An 18,630-nucleotide genomic window follows, 5' to 3' on the forward strand; every position below is an offset into this window, starting at 1 on the left:
CTCACCCGATCGGACGCCCCGGGTGCTGTTCCGTCCTACGTGGCCGGCGTACCGCGTTCGGCGTACACGGCGGTGACGAGCGCGATCAGTACGGCGGCGAAGAACATGTGGATCAGCACGAGCACCCAGGGCAGGCCGGTGAAGTACTGCGTGAAGCCGACGGCGCCCTGCAGCAGCTCCATCGCCAGCAGCCAGGCGGCCAGCTTGCGCAGCGTCCGCGAGGTCGCGGTGACCCGGGTCGCGATCACCAGCGCGATCGAGACGCCGAGCAGCGCGAACACCACGTCGGCGTGCAGCTGGCTGATCAGCTCCTCGTCGAAACCGTTGCGCCCGGTCTCGGGATCACCCGAGTGCGGGCCGGCGCCGGTGACAAGGGTGCCGAGGGCAACGGCCAGCCAGACCGCCACCACCGAGGCGGTCGCGAGCGCGCGGACCACCGGGGGAGTGTGCGGGTAGGGACTCGTCCGCGACCGGCGCATCATGGACACGGTCAGCGTGATGATGATCGGCGAGACCAGGAAGTGCGCCGACACGATCCACGGGTTCAGCCCGGTGAGCACGCTGATGCCGCCGATCACCGCCTGCAGCGGGACGCCCAGCGCGGCGGCGGTCGCGAGCCGGCGCAGGTCCTTGCGCTTCGGGCGGTACCGCATCACCGCCAGCCAGGTGCCGATCGCGACGATCGCGACCACGAACCCGAGCAGCCGGTTGCCGAACTCGATCGCGCCGTGGATGCCCAGGGCGCTGTGCGGCACGTACGACGAGTCGGTGCACTGCGGCCAGGTCGGGCAGCCCAGACCGGAGCCGGTCAGCCGGACCAGTCCGCCGGTCACCACGATGCCGATGTTGACGATCACGGACGCCCAGCCCCAGCGGCGTACGACGTCCAGGCTCGGTTCGGGCACCAGGCGCCAGAGTCCGGTGACGGGCGGCTCGGTGGCGGGGGCCGGGGTCTCGGTGCTCATCACCGGCACAGCCTAATGTGCGGCGTTTCAGTCCCAGCGGAAGGTACGGGAGACCAGGTATCCGAGGATCGCCGCCCACAGCGTCAGCGAGAGTACGGCGGCCCAGGGAATCACGCCCTGGACGGTGGAGTGGGCGAAGCCGTTGGCCAGTGCGGCACTGGGCAGCAGCCGGACCACGCCCTGCATGCTCTCGGGGTACTCGTCGACCGGCGTCATGATCGCGCCGCCGACCAGGAGCAGCAGGTAGAGCAGGTTGGCGGCGGCCAGCGTCGCCTCGGCGCGCAGGATGCCGGCCATCAGCAGTCCGAGCGACGCGAACGCCGCCGTACCGCACAGGACCATCAGCACGACACCGATCACCGCGTCGGCTCCGCCGACCGGCTTCCACCCCAGGGCGAGGCCCGCGCCGATCAGGACGACCAGCTGGATCAGCTGGACAGCCAGCACCGAGCCGATCTTGCCGGCCAGCAGCCCGGTCCGCGACAGCGGTGAGGCGCCGAGTCGCTTGATCACGCCGTACCGGCGCTCGAAGCCAGTGGCGATCGCCAGTGACGTGAACGACGTGGACAGTACGGCGAGCGCGAGCACGCGGGGGACCGCCTGGTCGATCGCCGGACCGTCACCCAGGGGGAGTCGGTCCCCGAGCCCGGTCCCGCCGAGCAGGAGGAGCAGCCCGAGGGGAATCACCAGAGCCAGCAGCAGTTGCTCGCCGTTCCGCAGCAGCAGCCGGAACTCCATCCGCGCGTGGGACAGCACCTTCCGCGGCCAGGGCGCCGAGCCGGGCCGCGGGGTGTACGTGCTCACCGGGGTGTCCACAGTCCTGCTCACTTCGTCTCCCGCGCGGGTGGTGCAGTCAACGCCAAGTAGACGTCCTCGAGCGTTTTGGTGCCGTGGTCGGTCAGGGCGTCCGGGCTGCCGGAGGCGATCACCTTGCCTGCCGAGAGCACGTGCACCTGGTCGGACAGCTGCTCGGCCTCGTCCATCGCATGCGTGGTCAGTACGACGGTAACGCCGTCCTCGCGCAGGTCGCGGATCAGCTGCCAGATCTCCCGGCGCCCGTGCGGGTCCAGCCCCGTGGTCGGCTCGTCCAGGAACGCGATCTCCGGCCGCCCGACGATCGCCAGGGCCAGCGACAGCCGCTGCTTCTGCCCACCCGACAGCCGCCGGTACGGCGTCTTGCCGCACGTCCCGAGGTCGAGCCGCTCGACCAGCGCCGGCAGATCGAGCGGGTGGGCGTGCAGCGAGGCGACGTAACGGAGCATCTCGAGCGCCCGGACGCCGGACCACGCGCCGCCCTCCTGCAGCATCACGCCGATCCGCGGCATCAGCTCGTCGTGGTCGGCGATCGGGTCGAGCCCGAGCACCCGGACCGCGCCGGAGTCCGGCCGGCGGAAGCCCTCCAGGGTCTCCACCGTGGTCGTCTTGCCCGCCCCGTTGGGGCCGAGCACGGACGTGACTGTTCCGCCGGTTACGGTGAGAGTGAGGCCGTCGACAGCGGTCTTCTCGCCGTACCGGACGACTAGGTTGTCGATCTCCACCGCGACTGGCACGTGTGCAGTGTAGGAAACCCGTCGACGTGACGCTGCTCACGGTCCTGGTTGGGCTGAGGCGGAACGGCGTGAACCGGTTAGGGCAGCCTTATTTGAAGGGCCCCGGCAATTACGCGACACTGATGTTGTGAAAACTCGCGACGTTCCTTCTGACCTGCCCCAGGGCAGTGCTCGGGCGCGCGACGAGTCCACCCGGGACCGGGTCGCCCGCTCGATCCTGACCAACGGGCCGTCCAGCGCCGCGGTGCTGGCCGAACGGCTCGAGCTGACCCCGGCCGCGGTCCGCCGGCACCTCGACCACCTGCTGGGCGAGGGGCTCGTCGAGTCCCGCGAGGAGCGGGTCTACGGACCGCGCGGACGGGGTCGTCCGGCCAAGGTGTTCGTGCTGACCGACTCCGGCCGGCACGCGTTCCACCAGGCCTACGACGACCTGGCCGCGACTGCGCTGCGGTTCATCGCCGAGGCCGGCGGTGACCAGGCCGTGGCGGAGTTCGCCCGGCAGCGGGTCGCCGAGGTCGAGGACCGGTACCGCGAACTGCTGGACGCGGCTCCCGAGGGCGAGAAGGCGGAGGTGCTGGCCCAGGCGCTGAGCAGCGACGGGTACGCCGCCTCCACCCAGCAGGCTGGTGTCGGCGAGCAGCTGTGCCAACACCACTGCCCGGTCGCGCACGTGGCCGAGCAGTTCCCCCAGTTGTGCGAGGCCGAGACCGAGGTCTTCTCCCGGTTGCTCGGCAAGCACGTCCAGAGACTGGCCACCATCGCCCACGGCGACGGTGTCTGCACGACGCACATCCCCGGCTCCCAGCCGGTTTCTCCTGTATCCGACGGCGAATCTGCGAGGACTGCACGATGACGCAAACCGCTCACCCCGAACTGGAAGGCCTCGGGAACTACCAGTACGGCTGGTCCGACTCCGACGCCGCCGGCGCGGTCGCCCAGCGCGGCATCAGTGCCGACGTGGTGCGTGGGATCTCGGCGCTGAAGAACGAGCCCGAGTGGATGCTCGACCTGCGCCTCAAGGGCCTGAAGCTGTTCGACCGCAAGCCGATGCCGTCGTGGGGTGCCGACCTGTCCGGCATCGACTTCGACAACATCAAGTACTTCGTCCGGTCGACCGAGAAGCAGGCGACCAGCTGGGAAGAGCTTCCCGAGGACATCAAGAACACCTACGACAAGCTCGGCATCCCGGAGGCGGAGAAGCAGCGCCTGGTCGCCGGCGTCGCCGCGCAGTACGAGTCCGAGGTCGTCTACCACCAGATCCGCGAGGACCTGGAGGAGCAGGGTGTCATCTTCCTCGACACCGACACCGGCCTGAAGGAGTACCCGGAGCTGTTCCAGGAGTACTTCGGCTCGGTCATCCCGGTCGGCGACAACAAGTTCGCCTCGCTGAACACCGCGGTCTGGTCCGGCGGCTCGTTCATCTACGTGCCCAAGGGCGTCAAGGTGGACATCCCGCTGCAGGCCTACTTCCGGATCAACACCGAGAACATGGGCCAGTTCGAGCGGACGCTGATCATCGTCGACGAGGACGCCTACGTCCACTACGTCGAGGGCTGCACCGCGCCGATCTACAAGTCGGACTCGCTGCACTCGGCCGTCGTCGAGATCATCGTGAAGAAGGGCGCCCGCTGCCGCTACACGACGATCCAGAACTGGTCGAACAACGTCTACAACCTGGTCACCAAGCGCGCCACCTGCGAAGAGGGCGCGACGATGGAGTGGATCGACGGCAACATCGGCTCCAAGGTGACGATGAAGTACCCGGCCGTGTACCTGATGGGCGAGCACGCCAAGGGCGAGACCCTGTCGGTCGCGTTCGCGGGCGAGGGCCAGCACCAGGACGCCGGCTCCAAGATGGTGCACAACGCGCCGTACACCTCCAGCTCGATCGTCTCGAAGTCCGTCGCCCGCGGTGGCGGCCGGACGTCGTACCGCGGTCTGGTCGAGGTGGCGCCGGGCGCGCACCACAGCAAGTCCACGGTGCGCTGCGACGCGCTGCTGGTCGACACGATCAGCCGCTCCGACACCTACCCGTACGTCGACGTCCGCGAGGACGACGTCGCGATGGGGCACGAGGCGACCGTGTCCAAGGTCAGTGACGACCAGCTCTTCTACCTGATGAGCCGGGGCATGGCCGAGGACGAGGCGATGGCGATGATCGTCCGCGGCTTCATCGAGCCGATCGCCCGCGAGCTCCCGATGGAGTACGCGCTGGAACTGAACCGACTGATCGAGCTGCAGATGGAAGGGGCCGTCGGCTGATGACCGCCACCGAAACCCTGGTTGCCACCGGTAACCAGGGCCACTCCCACGGACCGGGCTCCCCGGTGCCGTTGCAGGCCCGGAGCGAGCGGACCACGTCGTACGACGTGGCCGACTTCCCGGTGCCGAACGGCCGCGAGGAGGAGTGGCGTTTCACCCCGGTCAAGGCGCTCAAGGGCCTGTACGCCGACGAGGCCGGCACCGAGTCGCCGAAGCTCGAGGCCCGCGGCCCCGAGGGCGTCGTGGTCGAGACCGTCGCGATCGACGCGGTCAAGGCGCTCACCCCGCAGGACCGGATCGCCGCCGTCGCGTGGAACCACGCCGCCGACGCGCTCGCGGTCCGCATTCCGGTCGAGGCCGAGCTGACCGAGCCGGTGCACGTGAACGTCGCGAGCCTGGGCGGTCGTGGCTACGGCCACCTGGTGATCGAGGCCGGGCGGCACAGCCGCGCGACCGTGATCATCGACCACACCGGCTCCGGCGAGTACGCCGCCAACGTGGAGATCGTCGTCGGTGACGGCGCCGAGCTGCGGGTCGTCAGCATCCAGCAGGGCGACCACGAGTCGATCCACGTCGGCCAGCACGACGCCGTCGTCGGCCGCGACGCCAAGCTCAACCACGTCGCGGTGACCCTCGGCGGCAAGATCGTCCGCCTGTCCACCAACGTCCGGTACGCCGGTCCGGGGGGCGACGCCGAGCTGCTGGGCGTCTACTTCGCCGAGTCCGGTCAGCACCACGAGAACCGGCTCTTCGTCGACCACGAAGCGGTCAACTGCAAGTCCAACGTGCTGTACAAGGGCGCGCTGGCCGGTGACCACGCCCGCTCGGTGTGGATCGGCGACGTGCTGATCCGGGCCGCGGCCGAGGGCACCAACACCTTCGAGCTGAACCGGAACCTGGTGCTCACCGACGGCGCCCGCGCCGACTCGGTGCCGAACCTGGAGATCGAGACCGGCGAGATCGAGGGCGCCGGGCACGCCTCGGCGACCGGCCGGTTCGACGACGAGCAGCTGTTCTACCTGCAGGCCCGCGGCATCCCCGAGGACGTGGCGCGCCGGCTGGTGGTGTCGGGCTTCTTCAACGACATCATCGGGCGGATCGGCGTACCGGAGGTCGTCGAGCACCTGCACGAGGTGATCGAGCAGAAGCTGGCCCGCACGGCCGAGCTGAGCGCGGCGGTCAAGGCCTGAGCATGAGCGACTCGTTCGAACGCGCCTGCGCGCTGGCCGACCTCCCCGACGAGGGAGTGCTGGCCACCGAGGTCGGTGGCGTGGAGGTGGCCGTCGTGAAGAGCGAGGGCCAGGTCTTCGCCGTCCGCGACGAGTGCTCGCACGCGCAGATCCAGCTGTCCGAGGGTGACGTCGGCAACTGCGAGATCGAGTGCTGGCTGCACGGCTCCCGGTTCGACCTGCGCACCGGTGAGCCGACCAGCCTGCCGGCCTACGACCCGGTCCCGGTCTACCCGGTCCGGCTCGACGGAGACGACGTGCTGGTCGACGTCAAGAACCCCCTGAACCAAGCATCCTGAGCAGACGGAGATAGAAGAAAACCCATGGCGACACTCGAGATCCGCGACCTGCACGTGTCGGTCGACACCGAGAACGGCCCGAAGGAGATCCTGCGCGGCGTCGACCTGACCATTGCCGGTGGTCAGACGCACGCGATCATGGGCCCGAACGGTTCCGGCAAGTCCACGCTGGCGTACTCGATCGCCGGCCACCCGAAGTACAACGTCACCGGCGGCACCGTGACGCTGGACGGCGAGGACGTGCTGGACATGGCCGTCGACGAGCGCGCCCGGGCCGGCCTGTTCCTGGCCATGCAGTACCCGGTCGAGGTCCCCGGCGTGTCGGTGTCGAACTTCCTGCGCACCGCCAAGACCGCGATCGACGGCGAGGCGCCGAAGCTGCGCACCTGGGTCAAGGACGTCAACAAGGCGCTCGCCGACCTGGACATGGACGCCGACTTCGGTCAGCGCAACGTCAACGAGGGCTTCTCCGGTGGTGAGAAGAAGCGCCACGAGATCGTCCAGCTGGAGCTGCTGAACCCGAAGATCGCGATCCTCGACGAGACCGACTCCGGCCTCGACATCGACGCGCTGAAGATCGTCTCCACCGGCGTCAACCGGTTCGCCGAGGCCGGCGACAAGGGCGTGCTGCTGATCACCCACTACACGCGGATCCTGCGCTACATCAAGCCGGACTTCGTGCACGTGTTCGTCGACGGCCGCGTCGCCGAGGAGGGCGGCCCGGAGCTGGCCGACGAGCTCGAGGCCAACGGCTACGAGCGCTTCCTGAAGACCGGCGCCAAGGCATGACCGACGCCCGGACCTTCAGCAGTCCGCTGGACCTGCAGTCGGTCCGGGCGGACTTCCCGATCCTGTCCCGCGAGCTCGCGGGCGGGTTCCCGCTGGTCTACCTGGACTCGGCCAACTCCTCGCAGAAGCCCCGGCAGGTCGTCGCCGCGCTCGAGGAGCACTACCTCCAGCACAACGCGAACGTCGCGCGCGCCATGCACCAGCTGGGCGCCGAGGCGACCGCGGCGTACGAAGGCGGCCGCGACAAGGTGGCCGCGTTCATCGGCGCGGCCAACCGCGACGAGATCGTCTTCACCAAGAACGCCTCCGAGGCGCTCAACCTGGCGGCGTACACGCTCGGTGCCTCGCTGAAGCCGGGCGACGAGGTGGTGATCTCCGAGATGGAGCACCACAGCAACATCGTCCCGTGGCAGCTCGCCTGCGAGCGGACCGGCGCGACGCTGAAGTGGTTCGGCGTCACCGACGAGGGCCGCCTCGACCTGAGTACCGCCGACGAGCTGATCAACGAGCGCACCAAGGTGGTCTCGCTGACCTGGGTGTCGAACGCGCTCGGCACGATCAACCCGATCCGCGAGATCGCCGCCAAGGCGCACGCGGTCGGCGCGGTGATGGTCGTCGACGCGTCGCAGGCCGTGCCGCAGTTCCCGGTCGACGTCTCGACGCTCGGCGCCGATCTGCTGGCCTTCACCGGTCACAAGGTGGTCGGCCCGACCGGCATCGGCGTGCTCTGGGGCCGGTACGACCTGCTCGCCTCGCTGCCGCCGTTCCTCGGGGGTGGCGAGATGATCGAGGTCGTCCGGATGACCGGTTCGACGTACGCGCCGCCGCCGGCCCGCTTCGAGGCCGGTACGCCGCCGATCGCGCAGGCGGTCGGGCTCGGCGCCGCGCTGGACTACCTGTCCGGGATCGGGATGGACAAGGTCGCCGCCCACGAGCAGGCCATCACGGCGTACGCGCTGGAGGGCCTGCAGACCGTGCCGGGGCTGAAGATCCTCGGGCCGACCGACCCGGTCGACCGCGGGGGAGCGATCAGCTTCGAGCTGGACGGCGTCCACCCGCACGACGTGTCGACCGTGCTGGACACCCGGGGGATCGCGGTCCGCGCCGGGCACCACTGCGCGCGGCCGGTGCACGAGCGGTTCGGAATGCAATCGTCGACCAGAGCGTCTTTCTACCTGTACACGACACCCGAGGAGATCGACGCGCTCGTCGACGGACTCGGATTCGTCCGATCGTTCTTCAAGGTGGACTGAGATATGCAGCTGGACAGCCTGTACCAGGAGATCATCCTGGACCACTACCGCAGCCCGCACCACGCGGGTCTCGCGGAGCCGTACGACGTGGAGGTGCACCACGTGAACCCGTCCTGCGGGGACGAGGTCACCCTCCGGGTCGAGCTCGACGGCGAGACCGTGACCGGCGTGACGCACCAGTCGGTCGGCTGCTCGATCAGCCAGGCGGCCACCTCGGTGATGAGCGACCTGGTGATCGGCAAGCCGGTCGCCGAGGGCATGGCGACGTACGAGAAGTTCCTGGAGCTCATGCAGGGCCGCGGGAACGTCGAACCGGACGAGGACGTCCTCGAGGACGGTGTCGCCTTCGCGGGCGTCGCGCAGTTCCCGGCCCGGGTGAAGTGTGCGCTGCTGGGCTGGTCGGCCTGGCGCGATGCCACCGCTCAGGCGCTGGCCAAGACTGAGGGAGTGAGCAATGCCTGACCAGACCGAAGAGAAGATCGAGCTGCCCGAGGTGGACCTCGAAGCAGCCGCCGCGGCCCCGGCCGGCGGCAGTGTCGCCGTCGAGGACGTGACGGAGGCGCTGAAGGACGTCGTCGACCCCGAGCTCGGCATCAACGTCGTCGACCTCGGCCTGATCTACGGCGTCACCGTCGACGACACCACCACGGCGATCATCGACATGACCCTGACCTCGGCGGCCTGCCCGCTGACCGACGTCATCGAGGACCAGACCCGGATGGCGCTCGACGGCCTGGTCAACGACTTCCGGATCAACTGGGTCTGGATGCCGCCGTGGGGCCCGGAGAAGATCACCGACGACGGCCGCGAGCAGCTCCGCGCGCTGGGCTTCAACGTCTGAGCCGCACGTCCAGTACTGCGCTAGCCCGGGTCAGGTGGCCCGGGCTTTCGCATGCCCGGCTCCGGGTCCACGACAATGGACGGATGAGCGAACCGGTGCGCGTGATCCGCGAGGTCGACCTGATCGAGTCCGACCCGACCAGCGGCATGCTCCGGAAGAAGGCCTTCGAACTGCCGATCCTGTGGGCCGGCCGGGTCGAGACCGCGCCCGGCGCGATCTCCGGCTGGCACCACCACGACCGCAACGAGACCAGCCTGTACGTCGTCTCCGGGATCCTGCGGCTGGAGTTCGACGGCGGAGAGGGTTACCTCGACGCGGAGGCCGGCGACTTCATCCACGTCCCCGCCTTCACCATCCACCGCGAGTCCAATCCGACCGACGAGCCGTCCGTCGCGATCATCGCCCGCGCCGGCGGCGGCATCCCCACCGTCAACATCGAGGACTTCCGCAGGTGACGCGTGTCGTCTCGGTCGCACCCGAGCGCCTCGACCGCTGGCTGACCGGTTTCGAGGAGCGGCACGGCAGTCCGTCGTACGACGTGGGGCCGGAGCGGGTGACGGTGTCGTCCGAGGACGGCTCGGTGGCGGAGATCGTGGTGCCCTTCGGGCCGCTGGTCGAGCTGACCCGCGAAGGCCTCGTCGCGCATGTACTTGCCGACCATCGGCTGGGGCTGTTGCTGGTACGGCGGGGTGGCTACGGCGCGGGTGTGTTCGTCGGCGGCAAGTTGACCGACTCGAAGGTCGGGTCGCGGCACGTGCAGGGGACGACGAAGGCCGGCGGCTGGTCGCAGCAGCGGTTCGCCCGGCGGCGGGACAACCAGGCGCGGGAGGCGTTCAACGCGGCGACGGAGGTCGCCGTACGGATCCTGGCGCCGGCGAAGCTGGACGCGCTGGTGACCGGGGGAGACCGGAAGGCGATCGAGACCGTGCTGGAGGATCCGCGGCTCAAGGAGCTGAGGGGCCTGGTCCGGCCACCCTTTCTGGGGGTGGCCGATCCCAAGCAGAAGGTGCTCGAGCAGGCCGGCGCCGACGCCCGGGCGATCCGGATCGAACTGACGGACCCCGAGAGTCAGGCTTCGCCGTAGAGCTTCCGGAAGTCGATCAGCGTGTCCCGGTAGAACTCGTAGTCCTCGGTCAGCTTGGCGCGCGTGAACAGCTCACGGTCCAGCTCGTGCGTCCGCAGCCCGAGCTCGGACCAGAACCCCTCGTCAGGCACCTCGTCAGCGCCCTCGGGCAGGAACTTCAGCGCCTCGGCCATCGCGTCGCGCGCGAACTCCCAGTTCAGCTCGACAGCAGCCCGGTCCTGACCAGGCTGCCCGGTGTACTCCAGGTCGGCGTCCTGCGCCCGCTGCGCCCACACCGACGCCAGCTGCACCCAGTCGCCCGCGTCGAGGAGCAGCGAGTTGCCCAGCCCGAACCGGGCCTCGCTCAGTCGTGCGGCCTCCTCGGTCCGGTACAGCACCTGCACCTCTCCGGCCGGCGAGCTGACCGTCCAGCCCTCCTCGCCCTCGGTCCGCGTCACCTCGGGCGTCGCGGTCACCCGCGGCGCTTCGACGGCGGTGGCCAGCACGCTCAGGTAGACCTCTGCCTCGGCCAAGGTCCTCGCGGTCAGCATCAAACAACTCCCGGATCGCTGTAGCTGTCACGGACGACGAGCAGTCGTTCCACCCGGAACCTACCCGGTTCGGCGTCGCGGAGCGCACGCCCCTGGTCGGTCCAGAAGGCGTCGTCCGGTACGGCGTCGGCGTCCGGCGGGACGAACTTGATCACTTCCTCCACCGCCGCCCGCGCGACCGCCATCACGGTCGCGGCCTGCTCGTCGTCGGCCGGGGCGTCCGACGGCACGGAAGCGGCGGCGTTGTCGGCGACCGACATCCACTGCCCGGCGTCCAGCAGCTCCGACGGCTCGGGCCCGCCGAAGGTCGGGAACGGCCCGGTCGCCTCGCTCTCCGGCAGCCCGAACAGGTACTCGCGCGCAGCGCCGCACCCGGAGCAGACGCCGAAGTACTTGATCACCAACTCGCCGTCCTCGTCGGCCAGCCCGTGCTCCCACGGCGTCTCGATCGAGCCGCAGTCGGGGCACGGGTTCAGCTCCAGGTACAGCAGCGTCTCGTCGCCGGTCCTGGCGATCGCGTACGTCGGGTCGTGGTCGCTCATCGGACTCCCCTCTCACCGCGGTGCCGGCTCACTGGACTCCCATCCCGCTGCCACGCTTGCCGCGGGCCATCTCCACGTGCTTGGCGGCGTGCGCCTTCGCGCCCTGCGCCTCTTCCGGTGCGTTGTGCGGACTCGACCGGGTGTGGTCGAGCCCGGTCAGGGCCGAGGCCGGCACTCCCTTCGCCTCCAGCGCCTGGACGACCGTCCCGCTGAACCGCTCGCCGGCGCCCTTGGCGTCGTACAGGGCCCGCAGGTCGACCTTGTTGCCCTCGGCCAGCATCGCCAGCGACGGGTGCAGTGCGCCGAACGCCGCGCCGTACCCGTTGTCGTCCTTCCCGACGCCGATCATCGTCCCGTTCGGCAGCGCGCGGTAGACCTGCTTGCCGCCGTCCTGCTGCTTCATCGTGACGACGACCTCGACCTGCTCCTTGCGGGCCTGCGCGAGCGCCTCGACCAGCGGCTTGTACGGCGTGACGGTCTTCGACCCGTCCGGCCCGGTGACGACCTCGCTCGCGTTCACCCGGCGTACCGGAACGCGCTTGGCCAGCTTGGCGAGCTCGTCGGGGTTCCAGTGCTGCATCGGCGCCTGGCCGGCCTCCATCCGGGCCTGCATCGCCTCGAACTCGTGCCGGAACATGCTCAGCGTGACCACGCCGGTCGCGGCGTTCTCGAACGTCGCCTCGTGGGTGACCTTCGTCTGGTGGTCGCGGGTCGTGCGCTGCCGCCGGGCGTCGACGTGGAACGTGACCAGGAGCTGCACGGTGACCAGCTCACCGGACTCGTTGGAGTTGGTCTCGTCGCGGTTGCCGGAGGTGTCGGAGCTCTTCTCCTTCGCCTGCTCGCCGAACGACGCACCGACCTTCAACCCGGTGGTCGGGTCGGAGGTCCCGACGTTCTGGCTGGTGGGAGCCAGCCGGGTGCTCTCCTGGCTGGTGTTGACGGCGACCTGGTGACGATGCGCCTCACCGAGCTGCGCGTGCTCCGAGCTGTCGGAGACGAGCTGCAGGCCGGACAGGTCGGCACGCAGCCGCAGCCGGACCTGGCGCGAGCCGTGCCCAGGCACCGGCAGGCCTGGCGTCCACGGACTGCCCGTCCCGTCGGAGCGCTCGAACGCGATCCGCCGGGCGCTGCCGTTGAGCTCCGCGCGAATGATGCCCTTGTGCAGCTGGACGCCGGCCCGCGTCAGCCAGCGCCGGCTGCCGAGCTCGCTCGTCACCCGCGTCACGAGCGCGTCGTCGAAGTCCGGGTCGTCGATCGTCTCCTGCTCGTTCGGCAGCTCGCCGTTCCGGTCGTGCAGCTGGATGCCGCGCAGAAACTTCTGCGTGGACAGTACGACGGGCCGGTGATCGGTGTACGCCGGTGGCGGCAGCGGCACCTGGTTGACGTCCGAAGCCGGTACGAGCAGCGTCAGGCGACCGCTCGCCTCACGCCGGTGCGGCGCCGGCCGCTTCTCGTCGTTGCGCAGCCGGTCGGCGGTCTGGCGCAGCTTGCCCTTGGTCTCGGCACCCGCGCCCGGCGTCTCCTCGACCTCGACGACGAGCCGGAAGTCGTGCTCGACCCGCTTGGTCTTGGACCACAGCGCGCGGCTCAGGTGCGTGTTCTGGTCGACGACCTGCACGGACTCGGACGTGGTCAGCTCGGTGCTGAGCCCGGCCGATCCCGCGTCGCCGTCGGTGAGGCCGCCGCCTAGGTCGGCGCCGTACCCGACACTGCGGGTGACGCCGCGGCCGGCCTCGGTGTAGTCGTAGCCCTGCACGATGATCAGCGCGTTCTCACTCTGCTCGGCCTCGGCGCCCGCGCCCGAGCCGGCGGGCGTCGAGCCCTCGCCCGAGCCGGCGGGCGCCGCGCCCGCGGCCGGCTGCGGGGGAGTTCCCTCGCCCGGCGCCTCGTCGATCGTGATCGGCCCGGTGCGCACCATCCGAATGCGGATCCGCAGGTTGCGCGCCGCCGTCGTCCCGGGTTCCGCGCCGCCGAACGGCAGCTCCAGGTTGAAGCCGGTCGGGTCCTTGACCTTCTCCGCGTGCCCGCGCCAGCGGATTCCGGCCAGCTGGCTGCGGATCGCCGCGCCGACCGCGGGGTCGTCCAGCGCGTCCGGCACCGCCTCGGCGACCGCGGCGGTCACCTCGCGCTCCATCATGGTGACGTTGCCTTCGCCGTCGCGGAACTGCTCGCGGTCGATCAGCCCGGCCCCCATCGTGGTGCGGTAGTGGTCCGGCAGCTGCGCCTCGGCCCGCGTCGCGGCGACCTTCTCGGCGTCGGCCGCGACCTGCTCGAAGGTCTCCGGCTGGGATCGCGGCTTGGTGACCTTCGCCGTACGGCGCAGCAGGACCTTCAGCTGCTCGTCGGTGTGCGTGCCCGCCAGCCCGGTCGTGACGCCCTGCTTGTCGAGCTGGTAGCGCCGGATCATCGCCGTGGCGGTCCGCCGGTCGAGGCTGAGGTTGCCGTCCTGCAGCCGCTCGACCGCGTCCGCGACCTTCTCCAGCGGCAGGTCGACGTCCTTGTTGCCGTACATCCGCAGCGCGTCGCGCTCGGGGATCGTGAGCATCACCGTGCCGGTGTCCAGCTCGACCTTCTGCGGCGCGGCCAGCCCGGCCGCCTTGATCGTCGCCTCGAGCTTGAGGTCACCGACGAACTGGTAGTGCTGGCCGTCCTTGATGTTCAGCCGCTCGACGCCGCGGATCGCCAGCTCGTTGCTGGAGCTGGAGATGTTGCCCGACCGGTTCACCCCGACCGAGCCGTTCCAGCCGTCGCCGACGGCGTCCGTCGCCCCGGTGCCGGCGCCGACGCCGGCGGTGTTCCCGGTCGAGCTGCCGGTGGTGAAGCCGGCGCTGTCCAGCGTCAGGTTGATGTCGCCGATGATCGGGTGCCCGCTGCCGACGTACCGGAGGTTCTCGATCGTCGTTTTCAGCGCGATGCTGCCGCGGCGCGGGGTGAGACCGCGCTGGGCGAGCGCCTGCACCGCGTCCGAGGGCGCCGGGCTGACGGCGAAGTCGGTCCGGTACTCCGTCGTGAGCATCTCGGGGTGCGCGTTGAGGTTGCGCACGCTCACGAAGGCCGCCAGGTGGTGCAGGGCCGCGGAGTCCGTCCGCGCGACCGCCGGCAGCGCGGCCGACAGCCGGGCCGCGACGTCGCCGGCGTCCAGGTGCTGCCAGGTCGCGGTCTGCAGCAGCTGTGGGTCGACCTCGCCGTCGATCGCGAGGCACTGCGGCTCACCGCGGTCGCAGAACTCGCTGTCGATCGAGATCTTCGCGCTGCCGTTGACCTCGACGATCGGGTCGGAGTCGCCGTCGGGCAGGACCTCGGTGACGGTCAACTTGTGCTCGATCCGGAAGTCGGCCAACGGGCCCGAGCTCTCGGTCAGCGTCACGCCGTTGACCGTCGTACCGGTCACCCAGGAGAAGAAGCGGCCCATCGCCGACCGCCCGTACGACGGACCGCCGTTCGGCGTACTGCCTGCCTGGCCTTCGGCCGGCCGGTCGCTGAAGCCGAGCTTGGCCAGCCAGGGGAGTCCCTTCGACCGGCTGCGGGAGCGGCTGGTCGTGTTGGAACCGATGTGCAGGTTGGCGGCGGTCTGCGAGCGGTTCAGTCCGAGCCAGCGAGGCTTCGGGTTCTTGAAGCTCTGGGCGATCGCGACCCGGTAGGTCCGCTCCTGCGGCGTGTCCCTGACCCGGTGCTGGGTCAGCGCGAAGACGAACCCGCCCTGGCAGGCCTGGTCGTACCCGGTCTCCAGCCGGTGCCGCGACAGCTGCTGCCCGACGCGCTCGAGGTTGGCCAGCTGACTGACCACCACCGGATCCTGGAGGTCCAGGCCCTTGAGGATCGGCTGGAACTTGTGGTCGAGCTTCGGCACCATCCCCTCGTCGCTGAGGTGCCGGACGAAAGCCTTGTACGCCGGATCAGCACCGCGCAGCTTCTGCACCAGCGCCGCCCCCGCGCCGCGGAGCTGGCCCGGCTCGTCGCCCATCCAGACCGGGACCTTCAGCTCCTCACCGGGCTGGGCGCAGCCGCGGGTCAGGACGCCGCCGTCCGCGCTGAGCTGCGCCTTCCCGTTCTCGTCGAGGACGAGCGCGGCCTTCGGGAACGGCAGGTCGTAGTCGGCCGCCTCCTTCTCCGGCAGCCGCAGGACCGCGTCGCCGGCGTTCTCGACGTCGAACGCCTCCTCGCGGTCGAGCCGGTGGAAGGTGAGCTTGTGCTCCAGCCGCACCTTGACCCCGACGGTCTCCTCGGTGCGCTGGACGCTCGGATGGATGGCGACGTCGCTGACGCTGAGGCTGTCGCCGCGGGAGACGTTGCGGGCGCCGCGCACGGTCGGGCCGAAGTCGGTCGTGCCGCTGCCGAGATCGGACAGCGCCTTGCCGCCGTACTCGAGGGTGGCCGCGGTCGAGGACGACGTCCCGAAGGACTGGCTGCCGCTCGCGCCGGAGAAGCCGACCCGGATCCGCTCGATCTTGTGCTCGGGTGAACTGTCGCTGAGCAGCTCCGCGGACTCACGGACGACGGTCGTCTCCAGTTGCGCGTACGCCACCGCACGGCCGCCGTTGTAGATGATCCGGCCGAACCCGCCCGGGCGGGTCGCCTCGGTCAGCGCCGCCGGAGCGTCCTCGACGCACATCGTGCGGATCTGGTCGGCCGCGGTCCGGTCGAGCTTGCCGAGCCTGGTCTGCAGCCCGCGGATCCCCTTGTCGGCCAGGTCGTCCATCCCGTCGACCCGGGAGGCGACGTGCTCGGGCAGTTCCTCGGCCCGTTCCAGGTCGACGGCGGGGTCGACGTCCGGGCCGAACTCGAGGTCGTCCAGCCGGACCGTGTCCTCCGGCGGCGCGACCGTGTAGCTGTGGCTGATCCCCAGCACCAGCTGGCCGGCGTCCTGCGGATCGCCCGAGTCGATGACGTTGGTCTGCGACCACGGCTCGCTGACGCCACCGCGAACCTGCCAGCGCCACTCCGGTGCGTCGGCGGCGTAGCGCAGGATCTCGCCGTTCAGGACCTCGACCGCGCCGGACAGGCCGTTCTCCTGGGCGCTGCCGGTGACGGAGTGACTCTGGCCGACCGCGTGCTCGAAGCCGGGGGTGATGACGTGCGAGATGCCCTTCAGCGCACTGGAGTCGGGGAAGGCGGCGGTGAGCGTCTTGAGGCTGGCACCGCCGTTGTAGCCGAGTGACTCGACCGTGGTCGTGGCGACGCTGAAGCCGCCCTGCCGCAGCTGGGCCAGCGCACCTTCGTCGAAGGTGAGTGGCGAAGACAGGACCTCGCGCAGCTCGCCGGGGCTCAGCTTCACCTTGAACTGGATCACGCTGCCGGCGTCCGCGCGCGGATTGTTGCCGACAGTCAGCAGTACGCCGTCCGGCGAGAGCACCCGCCGGGTGGCCGACCGGAGCCGTCGGTGCAGCACCTCCGGCGTGTAGCGGAACGTGCTCTGCCGCCGGGCGAGCTCCTGGTTGAGCTCACGGGTCAGCTTGGTCAGGTGCGGGAAGCGGCCGGACGTGATCGCGGTGTGCTGGACCTCCTGCGACGGCATGGTCGCTGCCGCAGCGGTCCGGTACGCCGACACCTTCTCGGTCGCAACCTGGGCCAGCTGCCGGATCTCCGGGCCTGGCTTGCCCCCTGACGCCTCCAACTCGTCCAGCTTGGTGAGCAGGTCGCCGTACGCCTGACCGGCCTCTCGTGCCTTGGTGGCCGCGACGTCACAGGTCCCCGCGATGGTCTCGTGCCGGATGGCCTTGCGGGTCGAGGACTGTGCGGCGTTCCGGAGCTTGCGGCCTCGCACACTGCCTGCCGAGTCGTTACGGCCCTCCTCGACGACCGCCTTGGCCTTCGACTCGGTGGCCGCCTTCGTGGCGTCCTCAGCCGTCGTGCGGTGCGACTTCGCACGGTCGTCGAGCCCGTCCGCGGCCTTCTCGAGACCGGCCATCTCCTGGACCACCTGCTCGCGCAGATGGTCCGGCGTGTTCGGCTGGGCGGGAGTCGGCGCGGGCTGGGTCTGGGGGACCACGATCAGGGCGCGGGCCGAGTCAGGGAGTGCAGGAGCCGGCTGGCCGGTCCGCTCGATCGCCCTGGCCAGCTGCTCGAGCTCACCGCGCAGTTGGGTCAGCTTGGCCTGGTCAGGCGTGGCCTGGAGCTGCTCCTCACGCCAGTTGCGACTCACCAGCCGGAACTGGTCGTACTGCGCCGCCGCCTGCCGTTCGCGGCCCTGGAACCTCGGGAAATGGGCCCGGAGCTTGCCGATCAGACTGGTGGGCGCCTTGGAGCCGACCTCCCGCAGCGCCCCGCCGATCTGGCTGGTCCAGACCCGAGGGAGCTGCTGGGCCGGCACCCGTCCGGCGATCCGGACCAGGTGCGGATCGGTCAGGCTGCCCGCGCGGACTGTGGTGTGAGCGACCAGCCCGTGCGGCGGCTCCTCGTCGAGCACCCGGAAGTACTGCCGCCCGTGCTCGGCTGTGGTGACGAGCCCAAGGCCCCGGCTGGTGACGTCGTTCGGAGTGGTGATCGCACCAGGCAGGTCGCTGGGCTCGACAAGCTTCAGCGCTTCGAGTGCCTCGGCCGGCGTCAGCTTCGGTTCGGACTCCGGGCGTCCGGTCGCGGTGAGACCACCTGCCGCCGGCGTACTGGCTGTGCGGGGTGCAGTGGCTTTGTGGTGTCGCGCACCGACCTGACGGCGGTGCTGTCCGGTCCTGGTCGCCGGCCGGACGACTGCTGGGGGAGTGCTGGGCCGGCCGAGCAGCTCGGCCTCGCGCTGGATCGCGTACGCCGCCCGGCCGGTGTCAGCCAACAGGGGAGCACGCTCAGCAGCCCGCTCCGCGGCCAGACGCCGTACGGCGGAGTCGGTGCTGAGCTGGTTGCTCTCGAGCACGTTGCGGAGCACGGTCCGGGCCTCGTCTCGGACGTCCTCGGCCGCGTCGGGCAGATCGAGCAACTGGTCCAGTGCGATCGTCGCTCCGTCGACCGGAGACGAACCGCCGCGGCTGTGGTCGACCTCCGCCCCCAGCGCGGCCACCGCCTCCACCAGCAGCCGCTGGTCGGTGACGTCGTCCCGCGCGGCCATCGCGGCCAGCCGGGTGTCCAGCCGGTCCATCGCCGCCAGCTCCAGCAGCTCACCGCGGCCGCCGAGCCGGACCCGGCCGTCGTCGAGCGCGACCGCCTCCGGCGACACCACACCGAGCGCTACTCCCAGCGCCGCCCGCGCCCGCTCGGCCGGTGTGAACCGCAGCCGGGTGCGACCGCCCGTCGAAGTGACTCCAGGTGCTTCGGTCATCGCCGCTCAGTCCCCCTCCGTATCACCTCATCGTGAC

16 protein-coding genes are annotated in these 18,630 nt (G+C 70.4%); 10 read left to right on the top strand and 6 right to left on the bottom strand.

Annotated elements, in window-relative coordinates:
* Positions 1-35 precede the first annotated feature (35 nt).
* From ABD235_RS07670 to ABD235_RS07680, 3 genes are read right to left on the bottom strand one after another with little or no spacing between them, the layout of a single operon-like run.
* The gene (locus tag ABD235_RS07670; protein WP_344173685.1) at positions 36-965 is read right to left on the bottom strand and encodes a COX15/CtaA family protein; all 930 of its coding nucleotides are present in this window, start codon (positions 963-965) and stop codon (positions 36-38) included.
* 27 nt (positions 966-992) lie between these two features.
* Positions 993-1,793 (bottom strand): ABC transporter permease, encoded by an 801-nt coding sequence (locus ABD235_RS07675; protein WP_344171418.1) that lies wholly within the window; start codon positions 1,791-1,793, stop codon positions 993-995.
* Positions 1,790-2,515 (bottom strand): ABC transporter ATP-binding protein, encoded by a 726-nt coding sequence (locus ABD235_RS07680; RefSeq protein WP_344171420.1) that lies wholly within the window; start codon positions 2,513-2,515, stop codon positions 1,790-1,792. Before ABD235_RS07680 ends, ABD235_RS07675 begins: the two co-directional genes overlap by 4 nt.
* A 127-nt stretch (positions 2,516-2,642) precedes the next feature.
* On the opposite strand from ABD235_RS07680, the gene ABD235_RS07685 reads away from it, so the two are divergent.
* The 10 genes from ABD235_RS07685 (at position 2,643) to ABD235_RS07730 (ending at position 10,272) form a co-directional block, all read left to right on the top strand.
* On the top strand, positions 2,643-3,368 hold the full coding sequence (locus ABD235_RS07685) for a helix-turn-helix transcriptional regulator (RefSeq protein WP_425553094.1): 726 nt from the start codon (positions 2,643-2,645) through the stop codon (positions 3,366-3,368).
* Positions 3,365-4,777 carry a Fe-S cluster assembly protein SufB gene (gene sufB / locus ABD235_RS07690; protein ID WP_344171422.1) on the top strand — a complete coding sequence of 471 codons (1,413 nt, stop codon included), beginning with the start codon at positions 3,365-3,367 and terminating at the stop codon, positions 4,775-4,777. Before ABD235_RS07685 ends, sufB begins: the two co-directional genes overlap by 4 nt.
* Positions 4,777-5,967, top strand: coding sequence for a Fe-S cluster assembly protein SufD (gene sufD / locus ABD235_RS07695; protein ID WP_344171424.1), 1,191 nt, complete (start codon positions 4,777-4,779; stop codon positions 5,965-5,967). The genes sufB and sufD overlap by 1 nt, the downstream gene beginning before the upstream one ends.
* Positions 5,968-5,969: 2 nt before the next feature.
* Positions 5,970-6,305, top strand: coding sequence for a non-heme iron oxygenase ferredoxin subunit (locus tag ABD235_RS07700; RefSeq protein WP_344171426.1), 336 nt, complete (start codon positions 5,970-5,972; stop codon positions 6,303-6,305).
* A gap of 24 nt (positions 6,306-6,329) precedes the next feature.
* Positions 6,330-7,094, top strand: a complete 765-nt coding sequence (sufC, locus tag ABD235_RS07705; RefSeq protein WP_344171428.1) for a Fe-S cluster assembly ATPase SufC — start codon at positions 6,330-6,332, stop codon at positions 7,092-7,094.
* Positions 7,091-8,347, top strand: a complete 1,257-nt coding sequence (locus tag ABD235_RS07710; protein ID WP_344171430.1) for a cysteine desulfurase — start codon at positions 7,091-7,093, stop codon at positions 8,345-8,347. Before sufC ends, ABD235_RS07710 begins: the two co-directional genes overlap by 4 nt.
* 3 nt (positions 8,348-8,350) lie before the next feature.
* Positions 8,351-8,809, top strand: a complete 459-nt coding sequence (sufU, locus tag ABD235_RS07715) for a Fe-S cluster assembly sulfur transfer protein SufU (protein ID WP_344171432.1) — start codon at positions 8,351-8,353, stop codon at positions 8,807-8,809.
* Positions 8,802-9,188, top strand: a complete 387-nt coding sequence (locus ABD235_RS07720) for a metal-sulfur cluster assembly factor (RefSeq protein WP_344171434.1) — start codon at positions 8,802-8,804, stop codon at positions 9,186-9,188. Before sufU ends, ABD235_RS07720 begins: the two co-directional genes overlap by 8 nt.
* Positions 9,189-9,271: 83 nt before the next feature.
* Positions 9,272-9,643, top strand: a complete 372-nt coding sequence (locus ABD235_RS07725; RefSeq protein ID WP_184794762.1) for a cupin domain-containing protein — start codon at positions 9,272-9,274, stop codon at positions 9,641-9,643.
* The gene (locus ABD235_RS07730) at positions 9,640-10,272 is read left to right on the top strand and encodes an acVLRF1 family peptidyl-tRNA hydrolase (RefSeq protein ID WP_344171437.1); all 633 of its coding nucleotides are present in this window, start codon (positions 9,640-9,642) and stop codon (positions 10,270-10,272) included. Before ABD235_RS07725 ends, ABD235_RS07730 begins: the two co-directional genes overlap by 4 nt.
* Here ABD235_RS07730 and ABD235_RS07735 read toward each other — a convergent pair.
* From ABD235_RS07735 to ABD235_RS07745, 3 genes are read right to left on the bottom strand one after another with little or no spacing between them, the layout of a single operon-like run.
* Complete coding sequence (locus tag ABD235_RS07735; RefSeq protein ID WP_344171439.1) at positions 10,257-10,802, bottom strand: hypothetical protein; 546 nt, start codon at positions 10,800-10,802, stop codon at positions 10,257-10,259. The two genes, ABD235_RS07730 and ABD235_RS07735, sit on opposite strands and share 16 nt — an antisense overlap.
* A complete protein-coding gene (locus ABD235_RS07740; RefSeq protein WP_344171441.1) occupies positions 10,802-11,344 on the bottom strand; it encodes a hypothetical protein in 543 nt (180 codons plus the stop codon). The genes ABD235_RS07735 and ABD235_RS07740 overlap by 1 nt, the downstream gene beginning before the upstream one ends.
* Before the next feature lie 28 nt (positions 11,345-11,372).
* Positions 11,373-18,593, bottom strand: a complete 7,221-nt coding sequence (locus tag ABD235_RS07745; protein WP_344171443.1) for a hypothetical protein — start codon at positions 18,591-18,593, stop codon at positions 11,373-11,375.
* Positions 18,594-18,630: the final 37 nt, after the last annotated feature.

The sequence above is a fragment of the Kribbella lupini genome (assembly GCF_039529595.1).
Lineage (GTDB): Bacteria > Actinomycetota > Actinomycetes > Propionibacteriales > Kribbellaceae > Kribbella > Kribbella lupini.